The sequence below is a fragment of the Alkaliphilus crotonatoxidans genome, assembly GCF_054658015.1.
Window position 1 is genome coordinate 146,469 of record NZ_BAAHXS010000006.1, and the last position, 24,953, is coordinate 171,421.

Here is a 24,953-nt window from a genome sequence, read left to right on the forward strand (position 1 = left end):
TAATGAGAAAATAAGAGGTAGCTACCTTTGATGGAATAATAAATATGGCTATTTGAATAAAACTATTGTTATCTGTGACCACAGTGAGTTAAAATAATAACATAAGTATTAAAGTTGATTGTAACGGTGATAAAATGAACAAAAAAGATAGGAGGAAAATGCTATGAAGAAATTTACAGCTTTATTTGTATCCTTATTGCTTATAATTGCACCTATATCCACAGTTCATGCATCTGAAAACAGTATTTCCAGAGCTAGTTTTATAAAAATGATGAATGAAACTTTCCATATCTATACGGTACTGGGAACGGAGGAGGTATTTTCAGATGTTGGCTTGGAAACTGAGGATTATTATGAGTTAATGGCAGCAAAGAGAAATGGATATATAGCAGGGTATAGTGATGGCTCTGTTCGTCCGAACAATATTATTACTCGCGCAGAAGCAGCCCTGGCGATGAATAATTTAATGGAATTGCCCCAGCCGATAGATGTTCCAGTTTTTATGGATCAGCAGAAATTGCCTTCATGGGCAATAGATAGTATTCAAAGGGTTGTAGCCTGTGGCATTTTATCAGCTGATGAAAATGGTAATTTTAACGGAAGTGAACCACTGTCAGGTGCAGACTTGGATAATGCAATTGCCATAATTAAATCCCTTGGGCTACAAGGCCGTGAAGATGAAATTAAGACCATTAAATCATTTGACGGATTTGAAGTAACCGGCAGACTTTCGGTACCGGCAGGGGAAGAAAAAATTGAAAAGCTTGTAATTTTCGTTCATGGTACAGGTCCCAATACTTATGAGATGCGCCGTCAAAACGACATTTCAAGGATCAGGTTTAAATATCTGGATGTATATGCGGATGAATTCACCAGTGATGGCACAGCCTTTTTTACTTACAATACAAGAGGTATTAGCTTAGGGGATGAAGGAACCTATTATGCTGATATTGATGTAAATGGCTATAAACAATATACGCCTCAAAACATAGCGCAGGATATCCAATATATGATTGAGCAATTAAAACAAGATGTTCGTTTAGCAGAGGCAGATATTATACTCTTTGGAGCAAGCGAGGGTACCATTATTGCACCGCTGGCCGTAGCGGAATATGGCGTAGAAGCCGACGCACTACTCCTTATGGGATACTGCAACGATAATATGCGTGATGTATTGGAGTACCAGTTAGGTGGCGAAATGTCATTTTTTAATTATACACTTTTGTTTAATGTTCCTGGCGCTGAAGGGATTACAAAGGAACAATATGAAACAGATCCTAATGAAATTATCGACAGTTTATTGGGCGGAGCTGCATTTGAAGAAATTGATGTAGATGGTGATGGCTTATTAACTGTAGAGGATTTTTCCGTTATAATGACCCCAGTTAAAGATGGCCTTTTTGAAGCAATTGAAAATGACGATAATCAATGGATTGAGGAAAATATGTCAACAATGATGCCGCCCCTTATGACAGATTGGTTTAAGGCCCATTTTGAACTGCCCAAAACCGAGGATATAATGACTAAGGTTGATATTCCTATGTATATTTTTCAGGGTACCTATGATGCAAATTGTCCTGTTCAAGGTACCTATGATGTTCAAAACCGATTTGAGGAATTAAGGAAAGATAATTTAACCGTTCATATCTATGATGGATACGATCATGATTTGAACTTTACACAATTCCTTTACGGTCTTGGCTCACAGGCCTTTGAAGATATTTTCTCAACTGTAGAAAATCTACAGATATCTGACAAATAGAGATCATTCTTTAAAAATGTAAATATTTTTTTATTTGATTTTAGATACCATTGATGCTGTATCAATACTAGACTGGCTATTAAGAGGAAGATCCAACATTTTATTTTTTATAATTAAGTAAATTGTTTCAAAGGTGAAAAGTTTTTCTTTTTTCAGCCTGTTTTATTCTCGTTTGGGGATAATAAAAACAGAGCATAATCATCAAATCCTTTCAGGTATGTCGTTATACTTGGGATTGTTGAATATGCTCTTTTTTTATGCATTATACTTTATTTACAACCTAAAATTTACAATAGAGCCAATTCCTTTGGTCTACGGAGCGTGGATTATTTTTATAAAACTTTAAGGATATAATAAAGTCGAGGTGAGGGCAATGAATTTAAAAAGAAAAAAAGAACTTTTGGAAGCCTATAAAAACAGGCGTCCTGAAATGGGCGTAATATCTTACTGTTGTAAAGAAACAAGCGAGGTGTTTTTAGGTATCTCTAAAGATACAAAAGCGGACTTCAACAGCACGAATGTAAAATTAGAGGCTAACTGGCACCCCAATAAACGATTACAGGAGCTTTGGAACATATATGGCAGAGAAAGCTTTGAACTGTCAGTTATTAAAGTGTTAAAGTATGATGATCCACACGAAGATATTACAGCAGAATTAGAAAATTTAAGAGACCAGTGTTTAGATGATAATCCTAATGCAAGGAGGATATGGCGATGAATGAAAAAACAGTTATGATTTCAAAGGGTTATGACCGCATAGATGGCAGAAATGCATATGACTCAGACATCAAAGCTTTGACTTTAGGTGTGCCAATGTTGGAGGAAAATAAAAAAATGCAGATTGCCGCACAGATTTGGAAACTTGACAATGGAGGCAATTCAATTTTAGCTCAGGAGATTCCTATACATCAAGTATTTGATTTGATGATTTTTTTGGCCAGGACATTACTTTACTTTAAGGAGGCTTATCGGTTTCCGCTTCTATACGACCCGGAAAAACCAACCGTGGAACGAATTGGAGTACAAGGTGGTGTACTACCCGTAGAGATTTGTAGTAATAACCAAAACATTAATGAAGATATAAAAACATTTGCTCAATGCCTGAATGAACTAGGGGAATTAATTGGAGAACGACAACGAGTGCTAAGTCGTATTTTAGAAGAATTGGAGTGTTATTAAGATGAAAAGGACTTGTGTTCTATCACCTGGCAGGCAGCTAACAGAACAAGAGCAGTCTCTTGTCTGGCAGAAACCCCCTTCACATATTGAAAGTGAAGCAGAAAAACGTATATACCAAGAAGTAATAAGAAATTGGAACCGTGGTGAAATGAAAATTAGTACAATCTTACTGGAGGGAGATGCGGGTTCGGGAAAAACCCAGCTTGCAAAAGCCCTGTCTGCCAATTTTAACCTGCCTTACACGAAAATAACCTGTTTTGCAGATATGGATAAATCCGATGTGCTGGGTGCTATTCTACCAGTATTGGCGGAAAATGATAAATCAGATACGGTTGAATATCGTTATTATCCATCAGAAATTGTCCGTGCTTATGAAAATGGATGGCTCTTGGAAATCCAGGAACCGACAGTGATTCGGGATGCTGCTGTTTTGATGGCTCTTAATTCCGCATTAGAGCCTGATGGTAGCTTAAACCTACCAACTCGCATCGCACATCGACATCCAGATTTTATTGCTGTTATTACAACAAACCGTGGCTATAATGGCTACCGTCCCTTAAATGAAGCGTTGCGTGATAGAGTACAACATGCCGAAAAACTAGACTTACCCCCCAAATCAGTTATGATAGAAAGGGCCAAAGCTAAGACAGGCTATCACTCTGAGGGTGTTCTTTCACTTTTAGCGGATGCAATTATCTTGCTGGATGAAACAGCCCGGGCAAATGCAATCAAAGGTGTGGCTGGGATGCGATCCTATATTTTTTGGGTAGATGCTGTTCAAAGTGGTGAATCAGTACTAAATACACTATACTATAAGGCACTCTACAAAATCACCACTGATCCACAGGAGCTTGAAATTTTAGAAGAGGCATTAGCAAAGCATGGCTTGATAGATAAGCTTGCAGAAATAGATGAAAGCTGTCATTCTACTTCAGGTGTAGAAAATACGGAGGTTATGGAACTAAATATTTCCGATGATGGTGAATACTCTGCTAACACAGATAAAGCTGATACAAATGCAATCCGTCTGAGAAAATCACCAGACAGCGAGGGGCATTCGGATACTAGCAGTGATAAAAATACCGATGTTTCAAGCAACGATAATGGAGAAAATGGCACTCCATCTTACCATGAGTTGGATAAATCCGTTACAAATGAAATTCAAAAAAAAGAGTTTCGTAGACGGTTAAACATGGAAGCACGACGAAGTGTTCAAGGCAGCTGTCATGAAGCGATCAAGCTTATTGTCCACCGCCCGGAGGTTACCGATCAAAATAGAGAAGAGTACCATAATATGGCTGCCGTCTTGTTGCCAGTAATTCGGGAACTAATTCGCAAAACAAACCCACTTTTGGAGCATGAAATTTCAGCTGAATTTGCTAAATCTCAGCTTTACGGTACAAAATTCTGTGCTGATCAAGCAACCTCTTTAGGGTTCCGTGTATTTGCCCGTAAGCGGCCGCCTGCGGAAGAACCCTCCCTTGCAGTTGCTCTTAGGATTGACGAATCAGCGTCTATGTCAGCCTTCGGTCGCTTAGATGCAGCAAAACAGGCAGCCATAGCGCTATATGAATTCTGCTGTGGGTGTGGCATTCCGATAATGATTTACGGAGATACAGCGGACCGCTCGAAACTGGAGCAAATGTCTATTTTTGCCTATGTAGACTTTGAAAGCAAAGACACAGACGAAAAATATGCCCTTATGAACATTCAGGCACGCAGCAATAACCGGGATGGTATGGCATTACGTATTATTTCCGATAGATTGCTCAATGCACCGCAAAAAACCAAATTAATAATCAGCATCAGTGACGGGCAGCCCAAGGCTATGCCTGATTATACAGGTGAAAAAGCAGTTTACGATATGAAAGATACTTTACAGGAATATCGGCGTAAAGGAATTCAATTCCTTGCTGCAGCTATCGGCCAGGATAAAGAGGCTATCCGTGAACTTTACGGTACTGAAAATACTTTAGATATTACTGATTTGAAGCAGCTTCCAGCGAGATTGGTACAAATAATCGCAAGGTTTTTGTAAATATGCTATACTAAGCAGAAATGGAGGTGGAGACATGGATTGTGTGAAAATAGGGAAATTGATTTCCAGACTGAGAAAGGAAAAGAATTTGACACAAAGAAATATTGCAGATGCACTGGGTATTCAAAATAAAACCGTATCCAAGTGGGAATGTGGCTTAGGGTGTCCCGACCTATCGCTATGGCCGGAACTATCCGCCATTTTAGGTGTAGATATGACACAGATGATGGAGGGCGAAATCATTTCAAACAAGCCGGACAGTGGTAATATTGACAAAGTCCGTTTTTATGTCTGTCCTTCCTGTAGAAATATTTTAGTTAGCACAGGAAGTGCCTCTATCTTCTGTTGTGGAAGAAAATTAGAATTTATCCTACCGAAGGATACATCTAATGTACCCAAAATCACAGTAGAGGAAATAGATACTGATTATTTTGTCACCTTTGACCATCCTATGACCAAAGAACATTATCTTTCTTTTGCTGCCTATGTGAAAAGCGACAGAGTATTTTTAAATCGTTTGTATCCAGAGCAAAGTCCAACTTGTAGGTTTCCTTTAACTACCGTTGGAAAACTATATGTTTATTGTATTAAGCATGGCTTAGGGGTGTATCCAGATAATCTAAAGTGATGCTAACGTAGCAAAACTGCGAATGTATAGGGAGAGGTTGCAATCAATGAGAGATCATCAAATCAAAGAGAATATACTATTTCAGCTAGATATGTGCTGGCAGCTTTATCTTTATCATACTGAAAATCTTGAGGAAAAAGAGGCCCTTTGGTCATTCAGCCCCACGGCTCTCCAGGTACGCAAGCAAGACGATGGGTGGTTGATAGATTGGCCTGAAAGTGAAGGCTATGAGATTGGGCCCTCCAGTATTGCATGGATTATGTGGCATATTATATATTGGTGGACTACTGCATTAGATTGCAATTTCGGAGATGGCACATTAAATAAAGAAGATATTCCCTGGCCAGGAAATGTTGAAAAGGCAAAAGAAACAATAAAGTTACTGCACGATAAATGGGTATCAAAATTAAGTAAGTTGTCGGACGAAGAATATCTTTTAAAGCAGTATGCCAAATGGCCATTAAAAGATAGGAACTTTGCCGATATTGCACTTTGGCTGAATGGAGAATTAATGAAAAATGCAGCGGAAATAGGGTATGGGCGATTTTTATATGCTACCTGCAAAAAATAGGGAAAATCCTCTAGCTCCTATACTAACCCACAGGGATCGATTTCGGTAAAAAGGTTATATCAGTAACCTTTTGTATATAATGAGTCTTATGTACGTGTACAAAAAATGCAATATATTTTAATATATTACCCTTGACCGATATGATCATGTTGTTTATAATTTAGGTGAGTTGAAAATTAAAAATATGAGGTGATTAGTTAAAATGATCAGATAATCTTATCCAAGTTTTTACAAGCTACAGTAGTATAAGTAGAATTGAGTATATCTATTGATGTTAGGTTATGCTATTCTAAGTTGGTCTAAACTACTATAAGTTTTGGATAGGATTATAAATGTGTCATATTTAACCTCGTTTATTGAGTACCAGTATACTATTCTCTATGGGTTAGGATAGTTACTTTGGCTACCCCTATATATTATGATACAATATATGACCTTTCCGAAACTTGATAGTTAGGGAAGGTTTTTTATTTTATCAAAAGATGAAAGGAAGTGTATATCCTATGACAGGACCAGATAAGAAAAAACTATATCCAAATAAAAATATCAAAACAGTTTGTTATATAAGTAATCTGCCTAAACGGCCCAATGTAGAAATTGGGGAATATACTTATTATAGTGATACTAAAAAATCCCCTGAAAAATTTTATGATAATATAGAGCATCATTACGAATTTCTAGGAGATAAGCTAATCATAGGTAAATTTTGCGCAATAGCAGAGGGCGTTAAATTCATTATGAATGGAGCAAATCATAGGATGGATGGCATAACAACCTACCCCTTTAATATTTTTGGAGATGGTTGGGAAAAGGTCACTCCATCAGTAGAACAGCTGCCCTTTAAGGGAGATACGGTGATTGGCAATGATGTTTGGATAGGTCAAAATGTAACCATTATGCCGGGTGTTAAAATTGGTGATGGCGCCATTATTGCTGCTAACTCAACTGTAGTAAAAAATGTTGAACCATATACAATATATGGCGGAAACCCAGCTAAATTTATCAAGAAACGTTTTAACGATGAAAAAATAGAATTATTGCTAAAGCTTAAATGGTGGAATTGGGACGAAGAGAAATTATTTGATAATCTTGAGTTGCTAATATCAAAGGATGGGTTAGAGCATTTGATATAATATATATTTTGTGATCACCACCGGGCTTGACCCTGAGGCACGCAGCAAAACCATTCTGTTTTAGCAAAAGGATTAATTGGGAGAGAATAAAATGTTAAGTGATAAATCTACCTTCTTTAAATTGCTTGTATTTTCTGCCTTAGTGATTATAATTTCAGTTCTGATAGAATTTGAATTTTTTAATAGAACTGCAGCTATACAATATCTTGGACTATCGCCTTTAATATATGCTACTTACAATCTAATTAATAAAAGCAAAAAAGGAGATTAGATAGCAAAATATTTGCTCTCTATTTCTTTCATCAATATTATGGGGAGATTCGGTATATTTTATCAAAAGCATACCGAATACTTATAATCAGCTAGGAAACAATAAACCTGGAGGTGTTTCCATGATGGTATTACATAAATAGATCATGGCTTTCTATATGTTAGAAAAAACAATAAAAGAAAGGGAAGCTACGGGAGTTTATGACTGAAAAGCTACGGGAGTGCAACCAAAAAAGGGATTTTGAAAAAACCTTAGAGCCGGAAGGCAAAACAGCATCTTCTGAAGATGGCCTGAGATTTGTTATACAGCATCATATGGCCCGCAGAGAACATTACGATTTGCGCCTGGAATGGGAGGGAGCTCTTTTGAGCTGGGCAGTACCCAAGGGCCCCTCCTATAATACTCGTGATAAGAGGCTCGCTATACAGGTGGAAGACCATCCACTGGAATACAGAAATTTTGAAGGGACAATTCCAAAGGGGGAATACGGTGGTGGCGTGGTCATGCTTTGGGATGAAGGCTTCTGGGAGCCATATGGAAGTGTGGAAGAAGGACTCCATAAAGGTGAGCTGAAGTTTGTTTTAAAAGGGAGCCGACTTAAGGGAAGGTGGGCTTTAGTCAGATGGAAAGCTAAATCCAGCGAGGCAAAGGATAACTGGCTTTTACTAAAAGAAAAGGATGAGTATGTTAAAGCTGACAATGGGATATCTCAATTTACCACCAGCATCAGGACGGGCCGCACCATGGAGGAAATCGAAAGGGGGGAAGAAGAAAAGGTTATGAGGAACCCCTTCGACAGGGCCAGTGTACAGCTGGCGAAATCGGTTAGTCAGATTCCTGAAGGCGAGGATTGGTTATATGAGCTAAAATATGACGGCTATAGAATTATGGCCTTTGTAGAAGGAAACGATGTCCGGCTGATAACTAGAAACGGTAATGATTATGGCAACCGATTTCATACAGTTACCTCTTCCCTTATAGAACTTGCTAAGGGCAGGGCCATAGTGCTGGACGGAGAAGTCGTTATAACCGACGAATCGGGTAAGACAGATTTTCAGGCCTTGCAAAGCTATATGAAGAATCCACAGGCCAAAAATCCTACTTTTATCGTCTTTGATCTCCTTGCCCTGGATGGTGCAGATCTTCGAGAACGCCCCTTGGTTGACAGAAGAGAAATGCTAGAGGCCTTGATGAAGGAAGCTCCTAAAGGCCTTTACTACAGTCGTTATGTAAGAGGAAAGGGGAAGGAATGCTTTGCTGCGGCCTGTGAGACTGGTATGGAGGGAATCATAGGGAAAAAACCCCATTCCATCTACAGCGGAACAAGGAACGGTGACTGGATCAAACTAAAATGTGATAAAAGGCAGGAATTCGTTATAGGAGGATATACCCTCACAGACAAGAAAAAAAGGGGAATCAGTTCACTCCTGCTTGGCTATTATGAAGGTCAGGATTTAGTTTACGCCGGACGTGCCGGCACCGGCCTAAGGGAGACTGACATTAAAAACCTAGAGAATAAATTTGAGCATCTAAAAAGGATGAATCCGCCCTTTAGTCTCCCACCAAAGCCCAGGACAAAGGAAAAAATTACATGGTTGGAACCGGAATTGGTGGCAGAAATCAAATTCGCCGAATGGACCAAGGATAATCTGTTAAGACAGGCTAGCTTCAAAGGTATACGAACAGGTAAGGATCCCAGAGATATTAAAAAGGATGGTTTTTGATCTAAATATGAAATAGGAGAAATGCAAATTGACTTAATGTATGACATTGTGCTATATTATTACTTGTTAAATAAGGCCAAGAAGGCTTAAGTATATTGTAGTCATAAATGAATGGGAAATAAACCATGAAGGGACGCTATTCGAAATAGCTCTTTTTGTGGTTTTTTTTATTACCCTATGCCATCGCTGTGGGGGTAATCACTCCTTTCTTAAGTTCATTGTTAACGGGCATGCCACCAGTTTCCAGTATTACCTTTCATGGTATTTGAATTGGCTGCATATGGAGCAACTACAAGCTTGCTGTACAGAAAATTCAAGCTAAACGTGTATATTTCCCTTGTTTGTAGTATGATAATCGGAAGGATTATATCGGCTATAGCGGTATGGGTACTGGCAACATTCTTCATGGCTAAACTCCCCAATCCTATTGTATTTATCACAGGAGGAATTACGCAAGGATTACCGGGGGTAATCTAACGGCGGCACGACGTATTCCTGACTATGCTGTATTGGGATGAAACTAAACAGCTTGTAATTTACTTGACAGCTTATAAATAGTATATTATTCTAATATTAGATAGACAGTCGGTCTGTATTAAGGAGATATAAAGATGAGGATAGTAAAAGAAGCTAAAGAACGTAAAAATGAGATACTTGACGCCGCTGAAGAGCTTTTCGCCCAGAAGGGCTTTGACGGCACAAGCACAAATGATATTTTAGAAAAGGTGGGAATTGCACGAGGAACGCTGTATTATCATTTCAAATCGAAAGAGGATATTATGGATGCACTTATCGAACGGTACAATGACCGTATTTTGGATGTGGCTCGGGAAATTAACGAAGATAAAAGCATCCCGATCTATGAACGCATTGTACGGGTCGTCATGGCACTGAACATCAGCAGCGAGGGAGGAAGGGAAATTATTGAACACATCCATAAGCCTCAGAATGCACTTATGCACTATAAAATAAAAAAGGCCATACTCACCTACGTTACACCAATTCTAGCGGATATCATCCGAGAGGGGATTGAGCAGGGACTATTCAATACGCCCTATCCCTATGAGTGCATGGAAATGGTTATGGCCTATACCAATACCGTTTTTGATGATGATATGATTGAGATGACACACGAGGAACGGATTTCACGTATACGGGCCTTTGTTTTCAATCTAGAGAGACTGCTGGGTGTGGAAAATGGAAGCCTTTTATTTGTTATGCAGATGTTCGGTAGCGGAAGAGGCGGCCATGAATAATCTGGGAAGTCTTTCAGAAAATTCTTCTTCCCAGGTCGGGATAGCTGATTTCAGCCATAGACGCAGCGGGCTTATGTCATTTGGGCCCGGGGTTAGAGCCTCCTCCATGGCCTTGTGACCTATGCCGTCCCTTCTTTTAAACACGGCCGTTGCAGCCTTTCTGCTGATCATTCCATATAACTATTTATTGGAATTTTTGCATATTATTTATAACCGCTTTATGGTTTCTTGCTACGTTCAGGGGGCTTGTTTTAAAGGAATGAGAGCTTATGGCTTTTTTAAAAACGGTGAAAATGCTTGAAAATGGAGGTGACCTATGTATTATAGAATGATCCGGAATGACATATTAAAGAGCAGGATGATTACATTGACAACAGTTATATTTATCGCTGCCGCTGCCATGCTTGTTTCGCTGGCTGCAGTGCTTATAGTCAATTTATCCGGTGCGATCAATAGCTTAATGACCCAGGCAAAAACACCGCATTTTATGCAAATGCATTCTGGGGAGATGGATACAGTACGGCTTGCGGCTTTTGCGGAGCAGAACAGCAATGTGGAGGATTTTCAGATTCTTGAATTTCTCAATGTTGACGGAGCTCAGATTGTCATTGAAGGAAACTCGCTTTCGGACAGCATTCAGGACAACGGACTATGTACCCAGGGCCAAAAATTTGATTATCTCCTTGATCTTGACGGAAATGTTATTAAGGTGTTCGATGGGGAAATTTATATCCCCATCAGCTATATGAAGGACGGTACAGCAAGGACCGGTGACAGGGCGGTAATCTATGGAAAGGAGTTTACTGTTGCGGGGTTTCTGCGGGATTCTCAAATGAATTCGCTGCTGGCGTCGTCAAAGAGGTTTCTTGTGAGCGAAAATGACTTTGCAGAAATAAAAAATTTCGGAAATATAGAGTATCTGATTGAGTTTAGATTAAAGGACTTGTCTGACCTTGGCGCATTTGAAGCCGCTTATGTTTCCGCAGGACTTGAAACAAACGGACCGACGGTTACCTATCCCCTTTTTAAAGCCATGAACGCAATTTCCGATGGGCTGATGATTGGGGTGATCCTGCTTGTAAGCGTGCTTGTGGTCGCCATTGCATTTCTATGCATACGCTTTACATTACTTGCGAAAATTGAGGACGATTACCGGGAAATAGGTACCATGAAAGCAATTGGGCTGCGGGTTTCTGACATTAGGAAAATGTATCTTGCAAAATATGCAGTGATTGGGGCAGCGGGCTGTGTTCTCGGATTTATGCTTTCTTTTGTGTTCAGGGGCATACTTCTTGATAACATACGACTTTATATGGGGGAAAGCCAGCATGCTTCTTTGGCTTTGATTTTTGGAGTAGGTGGTGTATTGCTGGTCTATCTTACAATCATTGCCTATGTGAGGCGGGTTCTGAAACGTTTTCGAAAAATATCGGCTGCAGAGGCTATTCGCTTTGGAACATTCCAGGAAAAATTTTCAGGTGCTTCGCATTTTCGTCTGAGCCAAAATAGACTGCTTGATACGAATATTTTTCTTGGCATCAAAGATGTTCTCGCGAGGAAAAGGCTGTACGGAACCATGCTCGTAGTGCTAGCGATTTCGGCCTTTATCATCATTGTTCCCCAGAACCTGTACAATACCATTTCCTCAGAAAATTTTATCACCTATATGGGGATAGGAAAAAGCCATATACGCATCGACATTCAGCAAACCGATAATATTCTTCAGAAAGCAGCGAAAATTATAAAGGATATGGAGAACGACATGGCCATATCCAAATATGTTGTGCTTATAACCAAGACATTCAATGTAAAGAGGATGGATGGCACGGTGGAACGCCTAAAAATTGAACTGGGTGATCATTCGGTATTCCCCGTAAAATATTCCGAGGGCAGGGCCCCTGCTGCCGAAGATGAGATTGCACTTTCGGTGATGAACGCAGACGAGTTGGGTAAAAAAGTTGGAGATGTGATTACATTAATGATTGAGGAAAAGGAGAAGCATCTCACGGTATCTGGAATTTACTCCGACATCACTAACGGAGGAAAGACTGCTAAAGCTGTTTTTACCGATCATTCAGCAGACATGATGTGGAGCGTAATCAGTGTGGAGCTTTCGAATCAATCTCTTGTTGATGGCAAGGTTTTGGAATATGCGGGCAAATATCATTTTGCAAAGGTTTCAGATATTAATGAATATATACTGCAGACCTTCGGCTCAACGATCAGTTCTATAGGAAAAGCCTCCCTTGTCGGAACTTGGGCTGCTCTAATAATAACGATCCTGGTTACACTCCTGTTTATGAAAATGATTGTAGCAAAGGATCGGCATGCCATTGCCCTATTGAAGGCATTCGGTTTTACAAACCAGGATATTACACTACAGTATGTTTTTCGTTCAGTATTCGTTCTAATAATCGCAATTGTTTTAGGAATACTCCTGGCAAACACCCTTGGGGAGGTACTTGCAGGTGCGATGATTTCTTGGTTTGGAGCATCGTCGTTTCGGTTTACAGTTAATCCGCTTACAGCCTATCTGCTTTGCCCATTGATGATGGCGTGCTCGGTGCTGATCGCAACATTGGTTGGCATGTCGAGGGTGGAAACTATAAAAATATCCCAAAATATAAAGGAGTAATTTATGAAACAGATTGTGTTCGGTGAAAATATTGTAAAATCTTTTGGCAAGGGTGATGAGAGGTGCAATGCCCTTGATGGTGTGTCTGTTCAAATTAACGAAGGCGAATTCGTTGCGGTGATGGGGCCCTCCGGATCAGGAAAATCGACGCTCTTGTTTGTCCTCAGCGGTATGGAGGTTGTTGATGGTGGAAGGGTTGCTTTTGACGGCAGAAATCTATTGTCACTAAGTGAAAATGAACTTGCCGATATGCGCAGAACAAAAATGGGTTTTGTTTTTCAGCAGCCTACCCTATTGAAAAACCTGAATATCCTGGATAACATCATTCTTCCGTCCATGGGTAGCAACAGAAAAAATCTTGTGAAAATAATAGAAAAGGCAAGAAATCTGATGAAAAGGACGGGTATCGAGAAACTGGAAAACCGTGATATTACTCAGGTTTCGGGAGGGCAGCTTCAGCGTGCGGGAATATGCCGTGCATTGATGAGCAGCCCAAGAATAATTTTTGGTGACGAGCCGACCGGCTCCCTTAACTCAAAATCGGCCCAGGAGATTATGAACCTATTTTCCGAAATCAATATGGAGGGTATTGCGGTTATGCTTGTGACTCACGATGTCAAGGTGGCCGTCAGAGCAGAGCGTATCCTTTTCATGAGCGATGGTAAAATCGTGAGCCAAACGCTGTTTCCGAAATTCAATGGCATGGATACTGAGGACAGAATAAAAAAAGTTACGGCGAAAATGCAGGAGATTGGAATATAGCATATTGTTACAGCTTCAATGTCAAATATGTTGCTGCCTCAAGGGCTAGTCGAAGGGCATGGAAATTAATCGACGTTTTTTGGTCAGGAAGAGATGGTGAAAATGAATGGAAAAATTATGGTAATTGAGGATGAACAGAAAATTGCAGATGCAATTGCATATGCATTAAAAAGAGAAGGATATATAGTTGAAGTAGTCTATCATGGGGATGCGGCCTTGGAAAAGTTAAGAGAATTCAGTCCTGATGCCATTATTTTAGATGTAATGCTGCCGGGAATGGATGGATATGATATTTTAAAGAAGCTCCAGAATGAAGAACCTATTGGCGTTATCATGCTGACGGCAAAGGAGGATATTGTTAACAAAGTACTGGGGCTTGAGCTGGGGGCAGATGATTATATAACAAAGCCCTTTGATATGCGGGAACTCCTTGCACGTTTAAAATCATTGCTAAGAAGAATTCAGACTATTGGAAAAGGACAGGAGTCTGATATCGTCAGGTTAGGTGGAGTCGAGCTTCATTTAAGTAAAAGAACTGCTTTTGCAGGAAATAAGCTACTGGAGCTGACACCAAAGGAATATGATCTACTGGCACTGTTGGTATCTAGTCCCGATAGGGTTTATTCGAGGGAGCAGCTTTTAGATTTGGTATGGGGAATGGAATATATCGGCGGTACCCGTACCGTAGACATTCATATACAAAGGCTGCGAAAAAAATTGGGATCTGATTTCAGTGAAATTATACAAACCCTTCATGGTATTGGCTATAAAGCCCTAGGAGGTTACGGTGAGAACAAGTATAAAAATTAAATTTAGTATTTTTCTGGCGGCCCTATTGCTTCTTACTGTATTTATATTAAGTCTAACGGTGCTGAGGGGAATTAAGGTGAATCAGCAATCGCAATATGAAGCGTATTTAGAGCAGCAGGCCCAACGGGCAAATATATATTTTATGCAGACACTTTTGGCTCAAGACAATAAGGTACCTCAAACCTTTCTGGAAACAAAAGGAGAGGAATTTGCAGAGGAACTAGAATTAATAAGCGGCCAGCCTTTGGCTTTGTATGACAGCAAGGGGACGTTAGTCAGTAAAAGGGTCGCCCATATGGAATCCGATAGTATTCAAAAAACATTGGAATTTGCGTTAAATAATAAAACTGCTTATCTGGTGGAAAGGGATTCTTTATATTATCTGACACCATTAAAGGTAGCAAATGAACAGGTGGGGGTCGTTCAATTCTACTACTCTCTATCAGGAGAGCTAGGGTTTTACAATCGCATCAGACAATTGTTTATCTATATCGGAGCCGTTGTATTTTTTCTAAGCTTTATCCTAGCTTATTTTTATTTTAGCTCCTTTGCCAACGGAATCATCAGGCTTGAAAAAATGGTGGGTAGAGTTCGGGAAGGACATTATGATACCACCATACTTCAACGTAGGGATGAGATTGGAAAGCTCAGTGAGGGGATTCATGCTATGAGTGGGAGAATTATGAGGACCATTCAGGATATGGAGGAGGAACAGAAAAAACTAACCTTAGCCGTCAATAAATTATCTTTGCTTGATCAGCAACAAAAACGATTTATCGGGAACGTAACCCATGAATTTAAAACACCGCTTACCTCGATCAAAGCCTATATTGATTTATTGGAAATGTACCCTGATGATGATAAGCTACTGGAAACGGCAAAAAATAATATTAAAGGTGAAACCCAAAGGCTCTATGAAATGGTTGAAAAGGTTTTGCAGTTGTCTGCCATGGAAAAATATGATTTCGAATACAATAAGGAAAAGCTGGATGTAAAGCAGGTAATTCAAGGGGTAATTAACAGCTTGAAGGGTAAAATTGATAAGTTTGGAATCAAACTGGAAACCGATTTAACGGAGGCCTATGTAGAGGCTGATAAAGACAGCATGACGATTATTCTTGTGAATCTTATGGATAATGCGATTAAATATAACCAAACGAGGGGCAATATTTATGTGAGGAATTACTTAAAGGATGCCCAGGTGATAATTGAAATTGCCGATACTGGCATTGGTATCCCAGAAGAACTCCGTCATAAAATCTATGAACCCTTTTTTACCGTTGATAAAAACAGATCAAGGGAAAACGGCGGGGCAGGCTTGGGGCTATCCCTTGCTAAAAAGTATGCTGAAATACAAGGGGGTTCCATTGTCCTAGTGAGGACTGGTTCAAAGGGCACCAGCTTCAGAATTTTGTTTCCTGCCTATAGGCCATCAGGCCAGGAAAATAATTAACAGCTTTGAAGCATTTGTTTACAATCTTGAAACATTTGTATATCCTATAGAAATAATCCCTTGATAAGATATGTGTATATCGAGGAGGCGAGTAAAATGAAAAACACGAAAATGAAAAAAATCATATTAATGCTGGCATTACCTTTAATCATTACTGCTTGTGAAAAGGCAAAGGATGGAGATCGGATTACCATTCAGGAGCCGGGAAAAACCATAACCATCATTGATGATGGGAGTAAGGAGACTGGTGAGCCGATTATTTCGGTAGTAAAAATTGACCGGTACGAGAATGTGGCAATTACTGACTGGTTAAATGAAAATACGGTGATTGTTTCAAAAGAAAATACTTCACTGGATAAATTGAGCCTGTTGGAGCTGTCAGATTCCTATCCAAGAAGCTTGTATTTGTATAACATTAATACTGAAGAATATCAACTGTTAAAGGAACAAAAGGACGTGAATCTAGGAGGTGCTACCCTATCCTCTGATAAGAAAAACCTGCTATATTATGAATTTACACTGGGAGATCCCTCCTTTTATGTGATGAATATGGGTACCCTAAAGACCTTTGGTATTACAGGGGCTGATATAGCAGGGGCTATGGGTGCAAAATGGGCAGATAATGAGACAATTATTGGAGCCGCCTACAGTGGAGGCGCCTATATAGCAAGTACATCTGGGGAGATCACTTCTATAGACGAATTAAAGGATGAATCTTTGGTTATAGTTGAAAAAATAAAGAATCATGTTTATTACAATACAAATTCCGATGAAAGCCTATGGAGGCTAGACCTGTCTTCCAAGGAAAAGGTAAGCTTGAATATGAGTCATGTTCACAGTGTATTCCCTTCTCCCGACGGAAACCAAATACTGGCTATACAAAGTGATGGTGCTAAAAAAACCTTGGCTCTTTATGATAGGAATGGAGGCAACAGAAAAATAATAGCAGAGGGTGCAGAACTGGAAGGCGTTTCCTGGTCGCCGGATCAGAGAATGATAGCCTACAAACTGAAGGCTGATGTAAACGGTAGAACGGTAGACGGCCTTTATATCCACGATCTGCTAACCGGTGATTCCACCCAAATAGCCGTTGACATCCAATACCTGAGTACCAGCTGGAGTCCTTCAGGTAAAGAACTGGTTTATACAGAATGGGACGGAAAACAATATAATAGTAGTATTGTCTATTTAAACTATTCCTTACGTAAATAAAATAGGATTATAAGGGTACTAGGCTTATATAAAGATGGCTTCCTTCCAAGGGGAGGAGGCCATTTTTATAATCTAAATATGATAAATTCTGATATAATTCTCTGAGTGATTATATTCAAAAATATGGGAGACCCTCCTTTACAGGTATGTAAACACCCTACCCCCTATAAAAACGCCTAAATTTAGAGGCTAGAGCAGCCTATTGGTTAGTTTATATTGAGTTTTCCTTCCTTATTTCACAAAAAGTCATCGCAATAAGATTAATATATATATTCATTAAAATTGCATCCCGTTCAGTGGCATTACCCGGATACATAAATACATAATCAGCCAGTGGAGATAAAGGATGCGCTTGGTTATTCGTCATCACTACCAGTTTTTTTATTCTATCTCTACAGGCTAAAATACTTTTTTTAAATCGATTATCTCCGAGCCTATAATACTGTGTATAGAACACGATGGTATCCTTTTCAAGATGGGCTAAGGCCTCGTACTGATAATTGGGGTCCATAAACGCACAGGTTTCAATTCCTTTTAATGCTAAGTCCATTTGAAATCTCCAAATTCCCTGTGGAATCGGACAACCTAAGAAGACTACCTTTCTACATAAAGCTATCTCTTCTACGAGTTTCTTGATTTGGCTTTTATCTATGGACTTATAGAATGAATTAATTGCTTCTAATAGGTCATGCATATAATAATCAACCGAAGACTCGCTGGTATTTTTTATCGTCAATGGGACATAATTTCCGTCGAACATATAATTATCTTTAGTCATACTAACTAAATTAGGAAGCTGGGAAACGGTCATTGGAAAGGACATCATCCTGTAAAATCTGTTTAAAGTTGAAGGAGATACATTGCATAGCTCGGCAATCTGTGTAGATGTCATCGTATCGATACGGTTATAGTTCTTTAGAAGGCATCTTGCCACATTATAATAAACATTTTTATGATCATATGTATTATACATCTGAATCAATCCAAATAAATTGATCATGATAGCCCTCCTCCATAAATAATAGAGGATAATTACCTTAGTTTGATAATTATCCCCTAAAATATATCACATTCTAAAGAGAGATTCAAATTATTTGTCTATATAAGAAGCCGCATTTTCACCTGCTAGTCTACCAGATGTATAAGCAAATCCTAATGTGCCTCCCTCGAAATCAACATATGCTTTTCCATACATTCCTCCGGCATCAGCACCGGCAACATATAAACCTGGAATTGGATTTCCTTCTGCATCGATTGCTTCGATTCTCTCGTTGATTCTCACTCCGCCAAGGGAGCTTAGATTACGGGCAACATATTTAACAGCATAGAAGGGGCCTTTTTCTACTGGAACCAGAGTTTCAGTTTTAGCAAAGAACAGGTCATCCTTTCCTGTCTTGATGGCATTGTTAAACTGCGCTACACTTTCACTAAATACAGACGCATCTACACCCATGTTATTAGCAAGCTCTTCAATCGTTTTGCCCTTAAAGACCACCCCTGTTCCCAATGCCTTTTCAAGGAGTGGTACATAATCTGTAGGTGTATTTTCCTGTTTAATGAGCTCATCGGTGTCACAGGGTTCATTGAATTCCATATAGAAATTGCGGTTATTCTTAAAGGTGCTGTAATGCTCTTCTACAGATGCATAACCCCTTTGGGCGATTTGTTCCAGAACAGCAGTATCAAGAATCAGATATTCAGTCTGTTTTGGCTGCATGTGTAGCTGTGCGCTGTGGATAGCAAAATTGGTTGCCAAAGTTTCATCTGAAAAACGCTGGCCATGGGTATTTACCCGTAAATGAGGATAATATGAAAATTTAGTTAGATTCCAGAATTCTGGGCCTAACTTAGAAACTAAAGCTTCAGTTTCTTGGGGTGTAAAATTTTGGGCGAAATAATGCATGGTTCCTATTCCATATTCATCCGCTCCGGCACTCCATGCCATTTTTATTCCATCTCCAGTATTGGTCAATATCTGCCCAAAGGTATATTTTGAACCTATATATTCCTTCATCATTTCTTCATTTCCGGCATAGCCACCTGTAGCGATTATAACAGCCTTTGCATTAATCCTTAGTGTCGTTCCATCTTCTTTCCTTGCCAAGACTCCGGTGATTTTACCTTCAGAATCCTTCAGTAACTCTGTTGCTGGTGTCGAAAACATTACTGTGCCGCCATTTTCCTCAAACTTCTTTATAAGATTTGTTATGGCTACCGTGCCGCCCTCTGCATAGCCATGCAGGATAGTAGGCATACCGATATGAACAAAAGCGCCTCCAGTACCTGGATCTATCAGATTCAGCTTCATACCGTTCTCCATAAGCCAATCCACGGTTTTACCCGATTCTTCTATTATGGTACGAACCAGATTTGAGTTCATATAACCTGCTGAGGATTTCATGTATTCGTTATATAACCATTCCTTGTCTACCGTTTTCCCTGCCTTTTTCTGCAGGTTGCTGTCTGCAGCAAACAAACCGCCTGCAAGCGTTCCAGCACCCATAGGGGTAGCCGTCTTTTCTAATAATAATACTTTATCTGATTTTTCGCTTGCTGCTAAAGCCGCTGACGAACCGGCTGCACCAGCACCAACAACAACAATATCATAGGATACTTCTTCTACCTTACTTGATACAGTATTTTCTTTGGTTTTTAAGGCAGCTATATCTCCACCTGCTTGCTTCACACAGTCTTCAACTGCTGCTAAAATTGCTTCACTGGTATAAGTAGCACCGGTGATTGTTTCAACTGCTAAAGTTTGATCGGAAACTATTTTTTCAGGCACCTTTTCTATTGGTGTTTCAGCGAATCCGGGTGTCTCGCTGTGATCCAGCACTTTAACCGATTCAATTCTTTCGCTGGAAAAAACCACCTCAACGGTTAGGGGGCCATTTTTTCCATTTGCACTGGCAGTATAGCTTCCTGCCTGATATATTGTATTACCTCCCTGGGATTGTTGGGGGTGGCAGGCTGCCAATGAAAAAATTAGAATGATACATAACAAGATCATGAATATTTGGTTGATTTTCTTCTTCAATGTAATACCTCCCCCGATATTAAAATTTAAGTTTGTTAAAAAAAATCTTAACTATGCTAATTTTATCACAAGGGTCATCCTCTTTCTTTTCCATATACGCTTATGCTCGTCTGAATCAGACATTCTTTGTCTCATTTATGAAGTGTTTTACATAACCAAATAAATAACTTGCCTATATCAAATTGATAGAGATAAAAACTAAAGTCTGCTATAATTTGGCCTACCTATTAGAAGTTAGTTTTTTGCACCTAAATACTAGCGATTATTTTGTAGTCAAAATACCCTTATATAGTTTGTTGGATATAACTACCATGGTATAATGATTTTATTGATAGAAAAAATACCTTGAAAAACGACCCCTGACAAGGAGTGATTTTATGAACATTTATAGCTTGCAGGAGCTATTGACTCGTACAGAAGAAATTTTTGTGATTGATAAAACTAGTGAGATAAAGGGGATTATTTGCAACGTTATTGGAGTAGTTCGAAATAGTAGACAGCTTCAATTATTGGTTTTACAGTACGACGAGGTCTATCAAGAGAAGCGTGAGGCGGAAGAGGCTTTACAGCTAGTGGATACTCCACAAAGGCCACAAAGCAATCGAGAGCTGCAGCGGAGCAAGGAGCATAATGATTTTATTAATCCATTTCAGTCAGTTGACAGATTTTTCATTGGAGGAAAAGCCTATGAAGTAGCCGCTTGTCAAAGCCGATGGCTTAATCTTCAGGATTGGGAGTCAATATGGTTGCTTTCAGATTTCCTTCGTAATGGCTGGCAGGCGAAGGGTATAAACTATCAGAGAATAGATACCTTAATGCTAACAACTTTAGAGCTACAAGGGGAGTATTTATCAATTCCAGCCTTTAGCGAAGATGCGGCCCTTCGCTTTGTCATGCGCCCCGACACGGTTACTTATCCGGTAGAAAAACCTATTACCTTAAGGATAGGCGGTGTATATCCTGATAAGCTGAGGTTTCGTAATATGATTACGGGAGAAGCCCATTGGGCACAAATTAACCGAGTCTATCTGATGAATGTATGGGCAGAGCTGGAAAAGATATTTAATGACCCCAGGGTACAAGAGCAGATTACTTCGGAGGAACTGGCTCAACATAAATCAAATTTTGAAAAGGAATTTTTGGAACTTTGTCCTAAGGGTATGTATTTTACTGTCGTTGAGTATGAATGTCAGGGGGATATTTCCCTTCAGTTCTATACGAAGGCATATCTTGATGCAAAGCCGGTTACCAGAGGCAAAAGCATGGGATTTATTGTTAGACCTGAAAAGCCAAAGGGTATACTGGGTTCAAAGCTGAAGATTGCTGTCATACAGGAGCCAGTTACAGAAAATACTGAAACCCTGGAGGTAGAACTGTTTCAGTATTTTCAGACTACTATTGGTGAAGATATTATCATTTAATGAAAAGGAGGGAAAGTTTTTATTTGTAATCCTTGTTTTCCATTTAATAAAAGCTTCTTTTAGCTTTTCCGTTGACCATTATGCCCATAGGGACTAGCTTTCTTTTTTCATTTTTACTTTAATCCATCCCATGAAAAGATAAACGAGAAAGCAAACAACATAAGAAAACGTAAGGTACAGTAGTGACTGTACTAATATTGGCGGATAGGTATCGTTATAAAGATCAGAAAATATAATTCGAGGCAAAACAACACTCCCAATTGTTACTCCAATGCTTATACCGATTGCTGATTTTAAAGCCTTTTTAATCATAAATTTCACCTCATTAGTATGTTTTTAAAATTATACCATATTAACCATCTAAGCGCTATTTTTAAAGCAAATATATAATTGAAAGGAGCATTCAGTAATGAAAATAATAGCCTTCAATGGAAGTCCTAGAAAAAAATGGAATACTGCAACCTTGCTTGGGCAGGCCCTTGATGGGGCTGCTTCACAGGGTGCTGAGACAGAACTGGTTCATTTATATGATCTGAATTTTAAAGGCTGTATCAGCTGCTTTGCCTGTAAGCTGAAGGGTGGTAAAAGCTATGGAAAATGTAGGGTTGAAGATGAGCTACGGCCTCTGCTAAAAAGGGTAGAGGAGGCAGATGCCATTATTTTAGGCTCACCCATCTATTTTGGAAATGTGTCAGGGGAAATGAGATCCCTAATGGAAAGACTATTATTTCCTTATTTGATGTATAGTAATGTAGACCAACGATCACTTTTTCCTAAAGAACTTCATGTGGGCTTGATATATACTATGAATGTTCCAGAAGAAGCAATTGGGCAAGTAAAATATGACCAGCTATTTATATCGAATGAAAGTCTGTTTAAAAGGATTTTCAGAGGTAAGGTAATGTCATTATATAGTACAGATACTTACCAATTTCCGGATTATACCAAGGTTGTAGCAGATATGTTCAACGTTGAGGCAAAGGAAAAGAGACGTCAGGATGTGTTCCCCATAGATTGTAATAGAGCCTATGAAATGGGGATAGAATTGGTTCGAGGTTAATTGCAGATATCTTTTCCTTGCCTAATAAGGATTAGCTTCCCGGGAACCGGCTAACTCATATATTATAGTTTCAGGATAGTTTACCCTTAGTTTACCCCTGTAAATTAAAATCAGGGTAGTTATTATCAGGAGGGATTAGATGGCAACGATACTGGTAGTTGAAGACGATAAACATACAAGGCTCCTTACCTGTGCAAGATTGAAACCTTATTATACGGTTGAAGAGGCAGTGAATGGAGAACAAGCCCTGGAAATACTGGATCATAAGCATATCGACCTTATTATAGCAGATATACAGATGCCGGTTATGAACGGTTATGATCTGGTAAAGGAGTTACGTGAAGCAGGAATGACCATTCCAGTTATTATGCTTACCGCAATGCATACCTTTGATGATAAAAGAACGGGCTTCGCTTCTGGTACGGATGATTATTTAACAAAGCCGATTAATTATGAAGAGCTGCTCTGGCGTATTAAGGCTTTGCTCAGAAGGGCCAACATAGCAAGTGAAAGAAAAATTACAATTGGTGAGCTGACGCTGGATTCGACGAGCTATACAGTGTCAAGAAAGGGAAAGAATACAGTAGATTTACCCAAAAAGGAATTTGAACTGCTCTATAAACTGCTTTCCTATCCCGGAACCATTTTTACAAAGGCCCAGCTTCTTGATGAAGTATGGGGCTATGATACCGAAAGCGATGAAACGACGATCAAAACCCATATCAACAGATTACGAAATAAGTTTCAGGATTATCAGGAATTTGAAATTATTACAATTAGAGGCCTGGGATATAAAGCAGAGATACATGAAGGGTAATTATTTCTTCAGTGAATAAAAAAATACAGTGGGATAGATGAATATGAAAAAAAAGAGAAGGTATAAAAATAAAAAAATAGGTATGATTGGCTGGGCAGTATGGTTTTATGTAGTAATTCTTGTAAGCTCAGTCATGGCCTTTGGATTGATTAACTTTACAGTACATGGTGTTGACAGAGATAATGCCATTTTCATGCTAGGAATGATTCCGTGTATGGGCCTTGTCGTAGGCTTTTCTCTCAATAAAATTATAAAAAATCTAAAATCCAGGATGGAAAAAATTTCAGAAGGGATTAACAGTGTAGCTGAAGGAAATCTGGATGTCGAGCTAGATCTGGAAAATTCGGGGGAATATAAGCCGATCTATGAGAACTTTAACCGAATGGTCAGGGAATTAAAGAATACGAAGGCTGAAATGCAGAATTTCATCAATGATTTTTCCCATGAGTTTAAGACCCCCATCACCTCTATCCGGGGATTTGCAGAGCTTATTCTAGAAAATAATGTTACAGAAGAGGAAAGAAAAGAATATCTTCAAATTATAGCTGAAGAATCCGGAAGACTGGCGGCACTTTCACAGAATACCTTATTGCTGTCAAAGCTTGATGCACAGGAAGTCATAACAGATAAGAAGGAATTTGAGCTGGATGAACAGATTAAAAGAAGTACAATATTAATGTTTCGGGAAATGGAGAAAAAACAGATTACTTTAAATATGGAGCTTTCCCCGATTAAATACTATGGAAACGCTGAAATGATGCAGCAAATATGGGTGAATCTTATCAGCAATGCCATTAAATTTACCCCGCCAGGCGGCGAGATTACAATTATCATGGTGGCTGTAGACAACAGCATCACCATAGAAATATCTGATACAGGTATTGGTATGGAGAAGGAAGTACTCGAACATATATTTAATAAATATTATCAGGGAGATGGATCCCATACAACTGGAGGCTTTGGACTGGGACTTTCAATTGTCAAGAGAATTGTTGAATTGTGTGGGGGCAATATTTCAGTAACCAGCATACCCGGTTCAGGAAGCACATTTACAATTGTTTTACCGAAAAGAAGATAAATTAAAAGTAAACTGTGAAAATCTCATTCAAATGGATTTCTTAGATTTATGAGAAAGCAAGAGATCACATACCATTGGATGAAATTTTAAATACCAAGAGAGTATC

The 24,953-nt window shown here is 39.2% G+C and carries 21 protein-coding genes; 18 read left to right on the forward strand and 3 right to left on the reverse strand.

The genetic code is table 11. From position 1 onward, the window contains the following. Nucleotides 1-163: 163 nt before the first annotated feature. The 8 genes from ACYQ1I_RS12760 to ligD all read left to right on the forward strand — a co-directional run bounded on the left by ACYQ1I_RS12760 (nucleotide 164) and on the right by ligD (nucleotide 9,306). The gene (locus tag ACYQ1I_RS12760; protein WP_459765899.1) at nucleotides 164-1,762 is read left to right on the forward strand and encodes an S-layer homology domain-containing protein; all 1,599 of its coding nucleotides are present in this window, start codon (nucleotides 164-166) and stop codon (nucleotides 1,760-1,762) included. 373 nt (nucleotides 1,763-2,135) lie between these two features. Further along, nucleotides 2,136-2,480, forward strand: coding sequence for a GIY-YIG nuclease family protein (locus ACYQ1I_RS12765; protein WP_459765901.1), 345 nt, complete (start codon nucleotides 2,136-2,138; stop codon nucleotides 2,478-2,480). Continuing rightward, nucleotides 2,477-2,941 carry a DUF6530 family protein gene (locus ACYQ1I_RS12770; RefSeq protein WP_459765903.1) on the forward strand — a complete coding sequence of 155 codons (465 nt, stop codon included), beginning with the start codon at nucleotides 2,477-2,479 and terminating at the stop codon, nucleotides 2,939-2,941. The genes ACYQ1I_RS12765 and ACYQ1I_RS12770 overlap by 4 nt, the downstream gene beginning before the upstream one ends. 1 nt (nucleotide 2,942) lies before the next feature. Beyond that, the gene (locus ACYQ1I_RS12775) at nucleotides 2,943-4,979 is read left to right on the forward strand and encodes an AAA family ATPase (RefSeq protein WP_459765905.1); all 2,037 of its coding nucleotides are present in this window, start codon (nucleotides 2,943-2,945) and stop codon (nucleotides 4,977-4,979) included. Between the two features lie 34 nt (nucleotides 4,980-5,013). Then, complete coding sequence (locus ACYQ1I_RS12780; protein WP_459765907.1) at nucleotides 5,014-5,607, forward strand: helix-turn-helix domain-containing protein; 594 nt, start codon at nucleotides 5,014-5,016, stop codon at nucleotides 5,605-5,607. 46 nt (nucleotides 5,608-5,653) lie between these two features. After that, nucleotides 5,654-6,178: a DinB family protein gene (locus ACYQ1I_RS12785; protein ID WP_459765909.1), complete on the forward strand. Its 525-nt coding sequence runs from the start codon at nucleotides 5,654-5,656 to the stop codon at nucleotides 6,176-6,178. Nucleotides 6,179-6,681: 503 nt separating this feature from the next. Next, entirely contained in the window at nucleotides 6,682-7,311 is a 630-nt protein-coding gene (locus ACYQ1I_RS12790) for a Vat family streptogramin A O-acetyltransferase (protein WP_459768171.1), read from the forward strand. Between the two features lie 471 nt (nucleotides 7,312-7,782). Then, a complete protein-coding gene (gene ligD / locus ACYQ1I_RS12795; RefSeq protein ID WP_459765911.1) occupies nucleotides 7,783-9,306 on the forward strand; it encodes a non-homologous end-joining DNA ligase in 1,524 nt (507 codons plus the stop codon). 221 nt (nucleotides 9,307-9,527) lie between these two features. Here ligD and ACYQ1I_RS12800 read toward each other — a convergent pair whose 3' ends face one another. Then, nucleotides 9,528-9,713, reverse strand: a complete 186-nt coding sequence (locus ACYQ1I_RS12800) for a hypothetical protein (protein WP_459765913.1) — start codon at nucleotides 9,711-9,713, stop codon at nucleotides 9,528-9,530. A gap of 204 nt (nucleotides 9,714-9,917) precedes the next feature. Between ACYQ1I_RS12800 and ACYQ1I_RS12805 the strand changes: the two genes are divergently transcribed. The 6 genes from ACYQ1I_RS12805 (at nucleotide 9,918) to ACYQ1I_RS12830 (ending at nucleotide 17,434) form a co-directional block, all read left to right on the forward strand. After that, nucleotides 9,918-10,562, forward strand: a complete 645-nt coding sequence (locus ACYQ1I_RS12805; protein ID WP_459765915.1) for a TetR/AcrR family transcriptional regulator — start codon at nucleotides 9,918-9,920, stop codon at nucleotides 10,560-10,562. A gap of 316 nt (nucleotides 10,563-10,878) precedes the next feature. After that, entirely contained in the window at nucleotides 10,879-13,197 is a 2,319-nt protein-coding gene (locus ACYQ1I_RS12810; protein ID WP_459765917.1) for an ABC transporter permease, read from the forward strand. A gap of 3 nt (nucleotides 13,198-13,200) precedes the next feature. Then, the gene (locus ACYQ1I_RS12815; protein ID WP_459765919.1) at nucleotides 13,201-13,959 is read left to right on the forward strand and encodes an ABC transporter ATP-binding protein; all 759 of its coding nucleotides are present in this window, start codon (nucleotides 13,201-13,203) and stop codon (nucleotides 13,957-13,959) included. Nucleotides 13,960-14,061: 102 nt separating this feature from the next. Next, nucleotides 14,062-14,769 (forward strand): response regulator transcription factor, encoded by a 708-nt coding sequence (locus ACYQ1I_RS12820; protein ID WP_459765921.1) that lies wholly within the window; start codon nucleotides 14,062-14,064, stop codon nucleotides 14,767-14,769. After that, complete coding sequence (locus ACYQ1I_RS12825; protein WP_459765923.1) at nucleotides 14,747-16,222, forward strand: sensor histidine kinase; 1,476 nt, start codon at nucleotides 14,747-14,749, stop codon at nucleotides 16,220-16,222. The genes ACYQ1I_RS12820 and ACYQ1I_RS12825 overlap by 23 nt, the downstream gene beginning before the upstream one ends. Before the next feature lie 96 nt (nucleotides 16,223-16,318). After that, complete coding sequence (locus tag ACYQ1I_RS12830) at nucleotides 16,319-17,434, forward strand: TolB family protein (RefSeq protein ID WP_459765925.1); 1,116 nt, start codon at nucleotides 16,319-16,321, stop codon at nucleotides 17,432-17,434. Nucleotides 17,435-17,645: 211 nt separating this feature from the next. On the opposite strand, the gene ACYQ1I_RS12835 is transcribed toward ACYQ1I_RS12830, so the two are convergent. Together ACYQ1I_RS12835 and ACYQ1I_RS12840 are read right to left on the reverse strand one after the other, a co-directional pair. Then, complete coding sequence (locus ACYQ1I_RS12835) at nucleotides 17,646-18,434, reverse strand: MurR/RpiR family transcriptional regulator (RefSeq protein WP_459765927.1); 789 nt, start codon at nucleotides 18,432-18,434, stop codon at nucleotides 17,646-17,648. Between the two features lie 90 nt (nucleotides 18,435-18,524). Further along, nucleotides 18,525-20,471 (reverse strand): FAD-dependent oxidoreductase, encoded by a 1,947-nt coding sequence (locus ACYQ1I_RS12840; RefSeq protein ID WP_459765929.1) that lies wholly within the window; start codon nucleotides 20,469-20,471, stop codon nucleotides 18,525-18,527. A 377-nt stretch (nucleotides 20,472-20,848) separates the two neighbouring features. On the opposite strand from ACYQ1I_RS12840, the gene ACYQ1I_RS12845 reads away from it, so the two are divergent. From ACYQ1I_RS12845 to ACYQ1I_RS12860, 4 genes are all read left to right on the forward strand, one after another. Next, nucleotides 20,849-21,892, forward strand: a complete 1,044-nt coding sequence (locus tag ACYQ1I_RS12845; RefSeq protein ID WP_459765931.1) for a hypothetical protein — start codon at nucleotides 20,849-20,851, stop codon at nucleotides 21,890-21,892. 409 nt (nucleotides 21,893-22,301) lie between these two features. Then, nucleotides 22,302-22,952 carry a flavodoxin family protein gene (locus ACYQ1I_RS12850; protein WP_459765933.1) on the forward strand — a complete coding sequence of 217 codons (651 nt, stop codon included), beginning with the start codon at nucleotides 22,302-22,304 and terminating at the stop codon, nucleotides 22,950-22,952. 139 nt (nucleotides 22,953-23,091) lie between these two features. Continuing rightward, complete coding sequence (locus tag ACYQ1I_RS12855; RefSeq protein WP_459765935.1) at nucleotides 23,092-23,769, forward strand: response regulator transcription factor; 678 nt, start codon at nucleotides 23,092-23,094, stop codon at nucleotides 23,767-23,769. A 43-nt stretch (nucleotides 23,770-23,812) separates the two neighbouring features. Then, complete coding sequence (locus ACYQ1I_RS12860; protein ID WP_459765937.1) at nucleotides 23,813-24,847, forward strand: sensor histidine kinase; 1,035 nt, start codon at nucleotides 23,813-23,815, stop codon at nucleotides 24,845-24,847. Nucleotides 24,848-24,953: the final 106 nt, after the last annotated feature.

Excerpts from the sequence above, each read along its gene's own strand:
- ACYQ1I_RS12760 (WP_459765899.1), top strand. The coding sequence starts at position 164 with ATGAAGAAATTTACAGCTTTATTTGTATCCTTATTGCTTATAATTGCA.
- ACYQ1I_RS12765 (WP_459765901.1), top strand. The coding sequence starts at position 2,136 with ATGAATTTAAAAAGAAAAAAAGAACTTTTGGAAGCCTATAAAAACAGG.
- ACYQ1I_RS12770 (WP_459765903.1), top strand. The coding sequence starts at position 2,477 with ATGAATGAAAAAACAGTTATGATTTCAAAGGGTTATGACCGCATAGAT.
- ACYQ1I_RS12775 (WP_459765905.1), top strand. The coding sequence starts at position 2,943 with ATGAAAAGGACTTGTGTTCTATCACCTGGCAGGCAGCTAACAGAACAA.
- ACYQ1I_RS12780 (WP_459765907.1), top strand. The coding sequence starts at position 5,014 with ATGGATTGTGTGAAAATAGGGAAATTGATTTCCAGACTGAGAAAGGAA.
- ACYQ1I_RS12785 (WP_459765909.1), top strand. The coding sequence starts at position 5,654 with ATGAGAGATCATCAAATCAAAGAGAATATACTATTTCAGCTAGATATG.
- ACYQ1I_RS12790 (WP_459768171.1), top strand. The coding sequence starts at position 6,682 with ATGACAGGACCAGATAAGAAAAAACTATATCCAAATAAAAATATCAAA.
- ligD (WP_459765911.1), top strand. The coding sequence starts at position 7,783 with ATGACTGAAAAGCTACGGGAGTGCAACCAAAAAAGGGATTTTGAAAAA.
- ACYQ1I_RS12800 (WP_459765913.1), bottom strand. The coding sequence starts at position 9,713 with ATGAAGAATGTTGCCAGTACCCATACCGCTATAGCCGATATAATCCTT.
- ACYQ1I_RS12805 (WP_459765915.1), top strand. The coding sequence starts at position 9,918 with ATGAGGATAGTAAAAGAAGCTAAAGAACGTAAAAATGAGATACTTGAC.
- ACYQ1I_RS12810 (WP_459765917.1), top strand. The coding sequence starts at position 10,879 with ATGTATTATAGAATGATCCGGAATGACATATTAAAGAGCAGGATGATT.
- ACYQ1I_RS12815 (WP_459765919.1), top strand. The coding sequence starts at position 13,201 with ATGAAACAGATTGTGTTCGGTGAAAATATTGTAAAATCTTTTGGCAAG.
- ACYQ1I_RS12820 (WP_459765921.1), top strand. The coding sequence starts at position 14,062 with ATGAATGGAAAAATTATGGTAATTGAGGATGAACAGAAAATTGCAGAT.
- ACYQ1I_RS12830 (WP_459765925.1), top strand. The coding sequence starts at position 16,319 with ATGAAAAACACGAAAATGAAAAAAATCATATTAATGCTGGCATTACCT.
- ACYQ1I_RS12835 (WP_459765927.1), bottom strand. The coding sequence starts at position 18,434 with ATGATCAATTTATTTGGATTGATTCAGATGTATAATACATATGATCAT.
- ACYQ1I_RS12845 (WP_459765931.1), top strand. The coding sequence starts at position 20,849 with ATGAACATTTATAGCTTGCAGGAGCTATTGACTCGTACAGAAGAAATT.
- ACYQ1I_RS12850 (WP_459765933.1), top strand. The coding sequence starts at position 22,302 with ATGAAAATAATAGCCTTCAATGGAAGTCCTAGAAAAAAATGGAATACT.
- ACYQ1I_RS12855 (WP_459765935.1), top strand. The coding sequence starts at position 23,092 with ATGGCAACGATACTGGTAGTTGAAGACGATAAACATACAAGGCTCCTT.
- ACYQ1I_RS12860 (WP_459765937.1), top strand. The coding sequence starts at position 23,813 with ATGAAAAAAAAGAGAAGGTATAAAAATAAAAAAATAGGTATGATTGGC.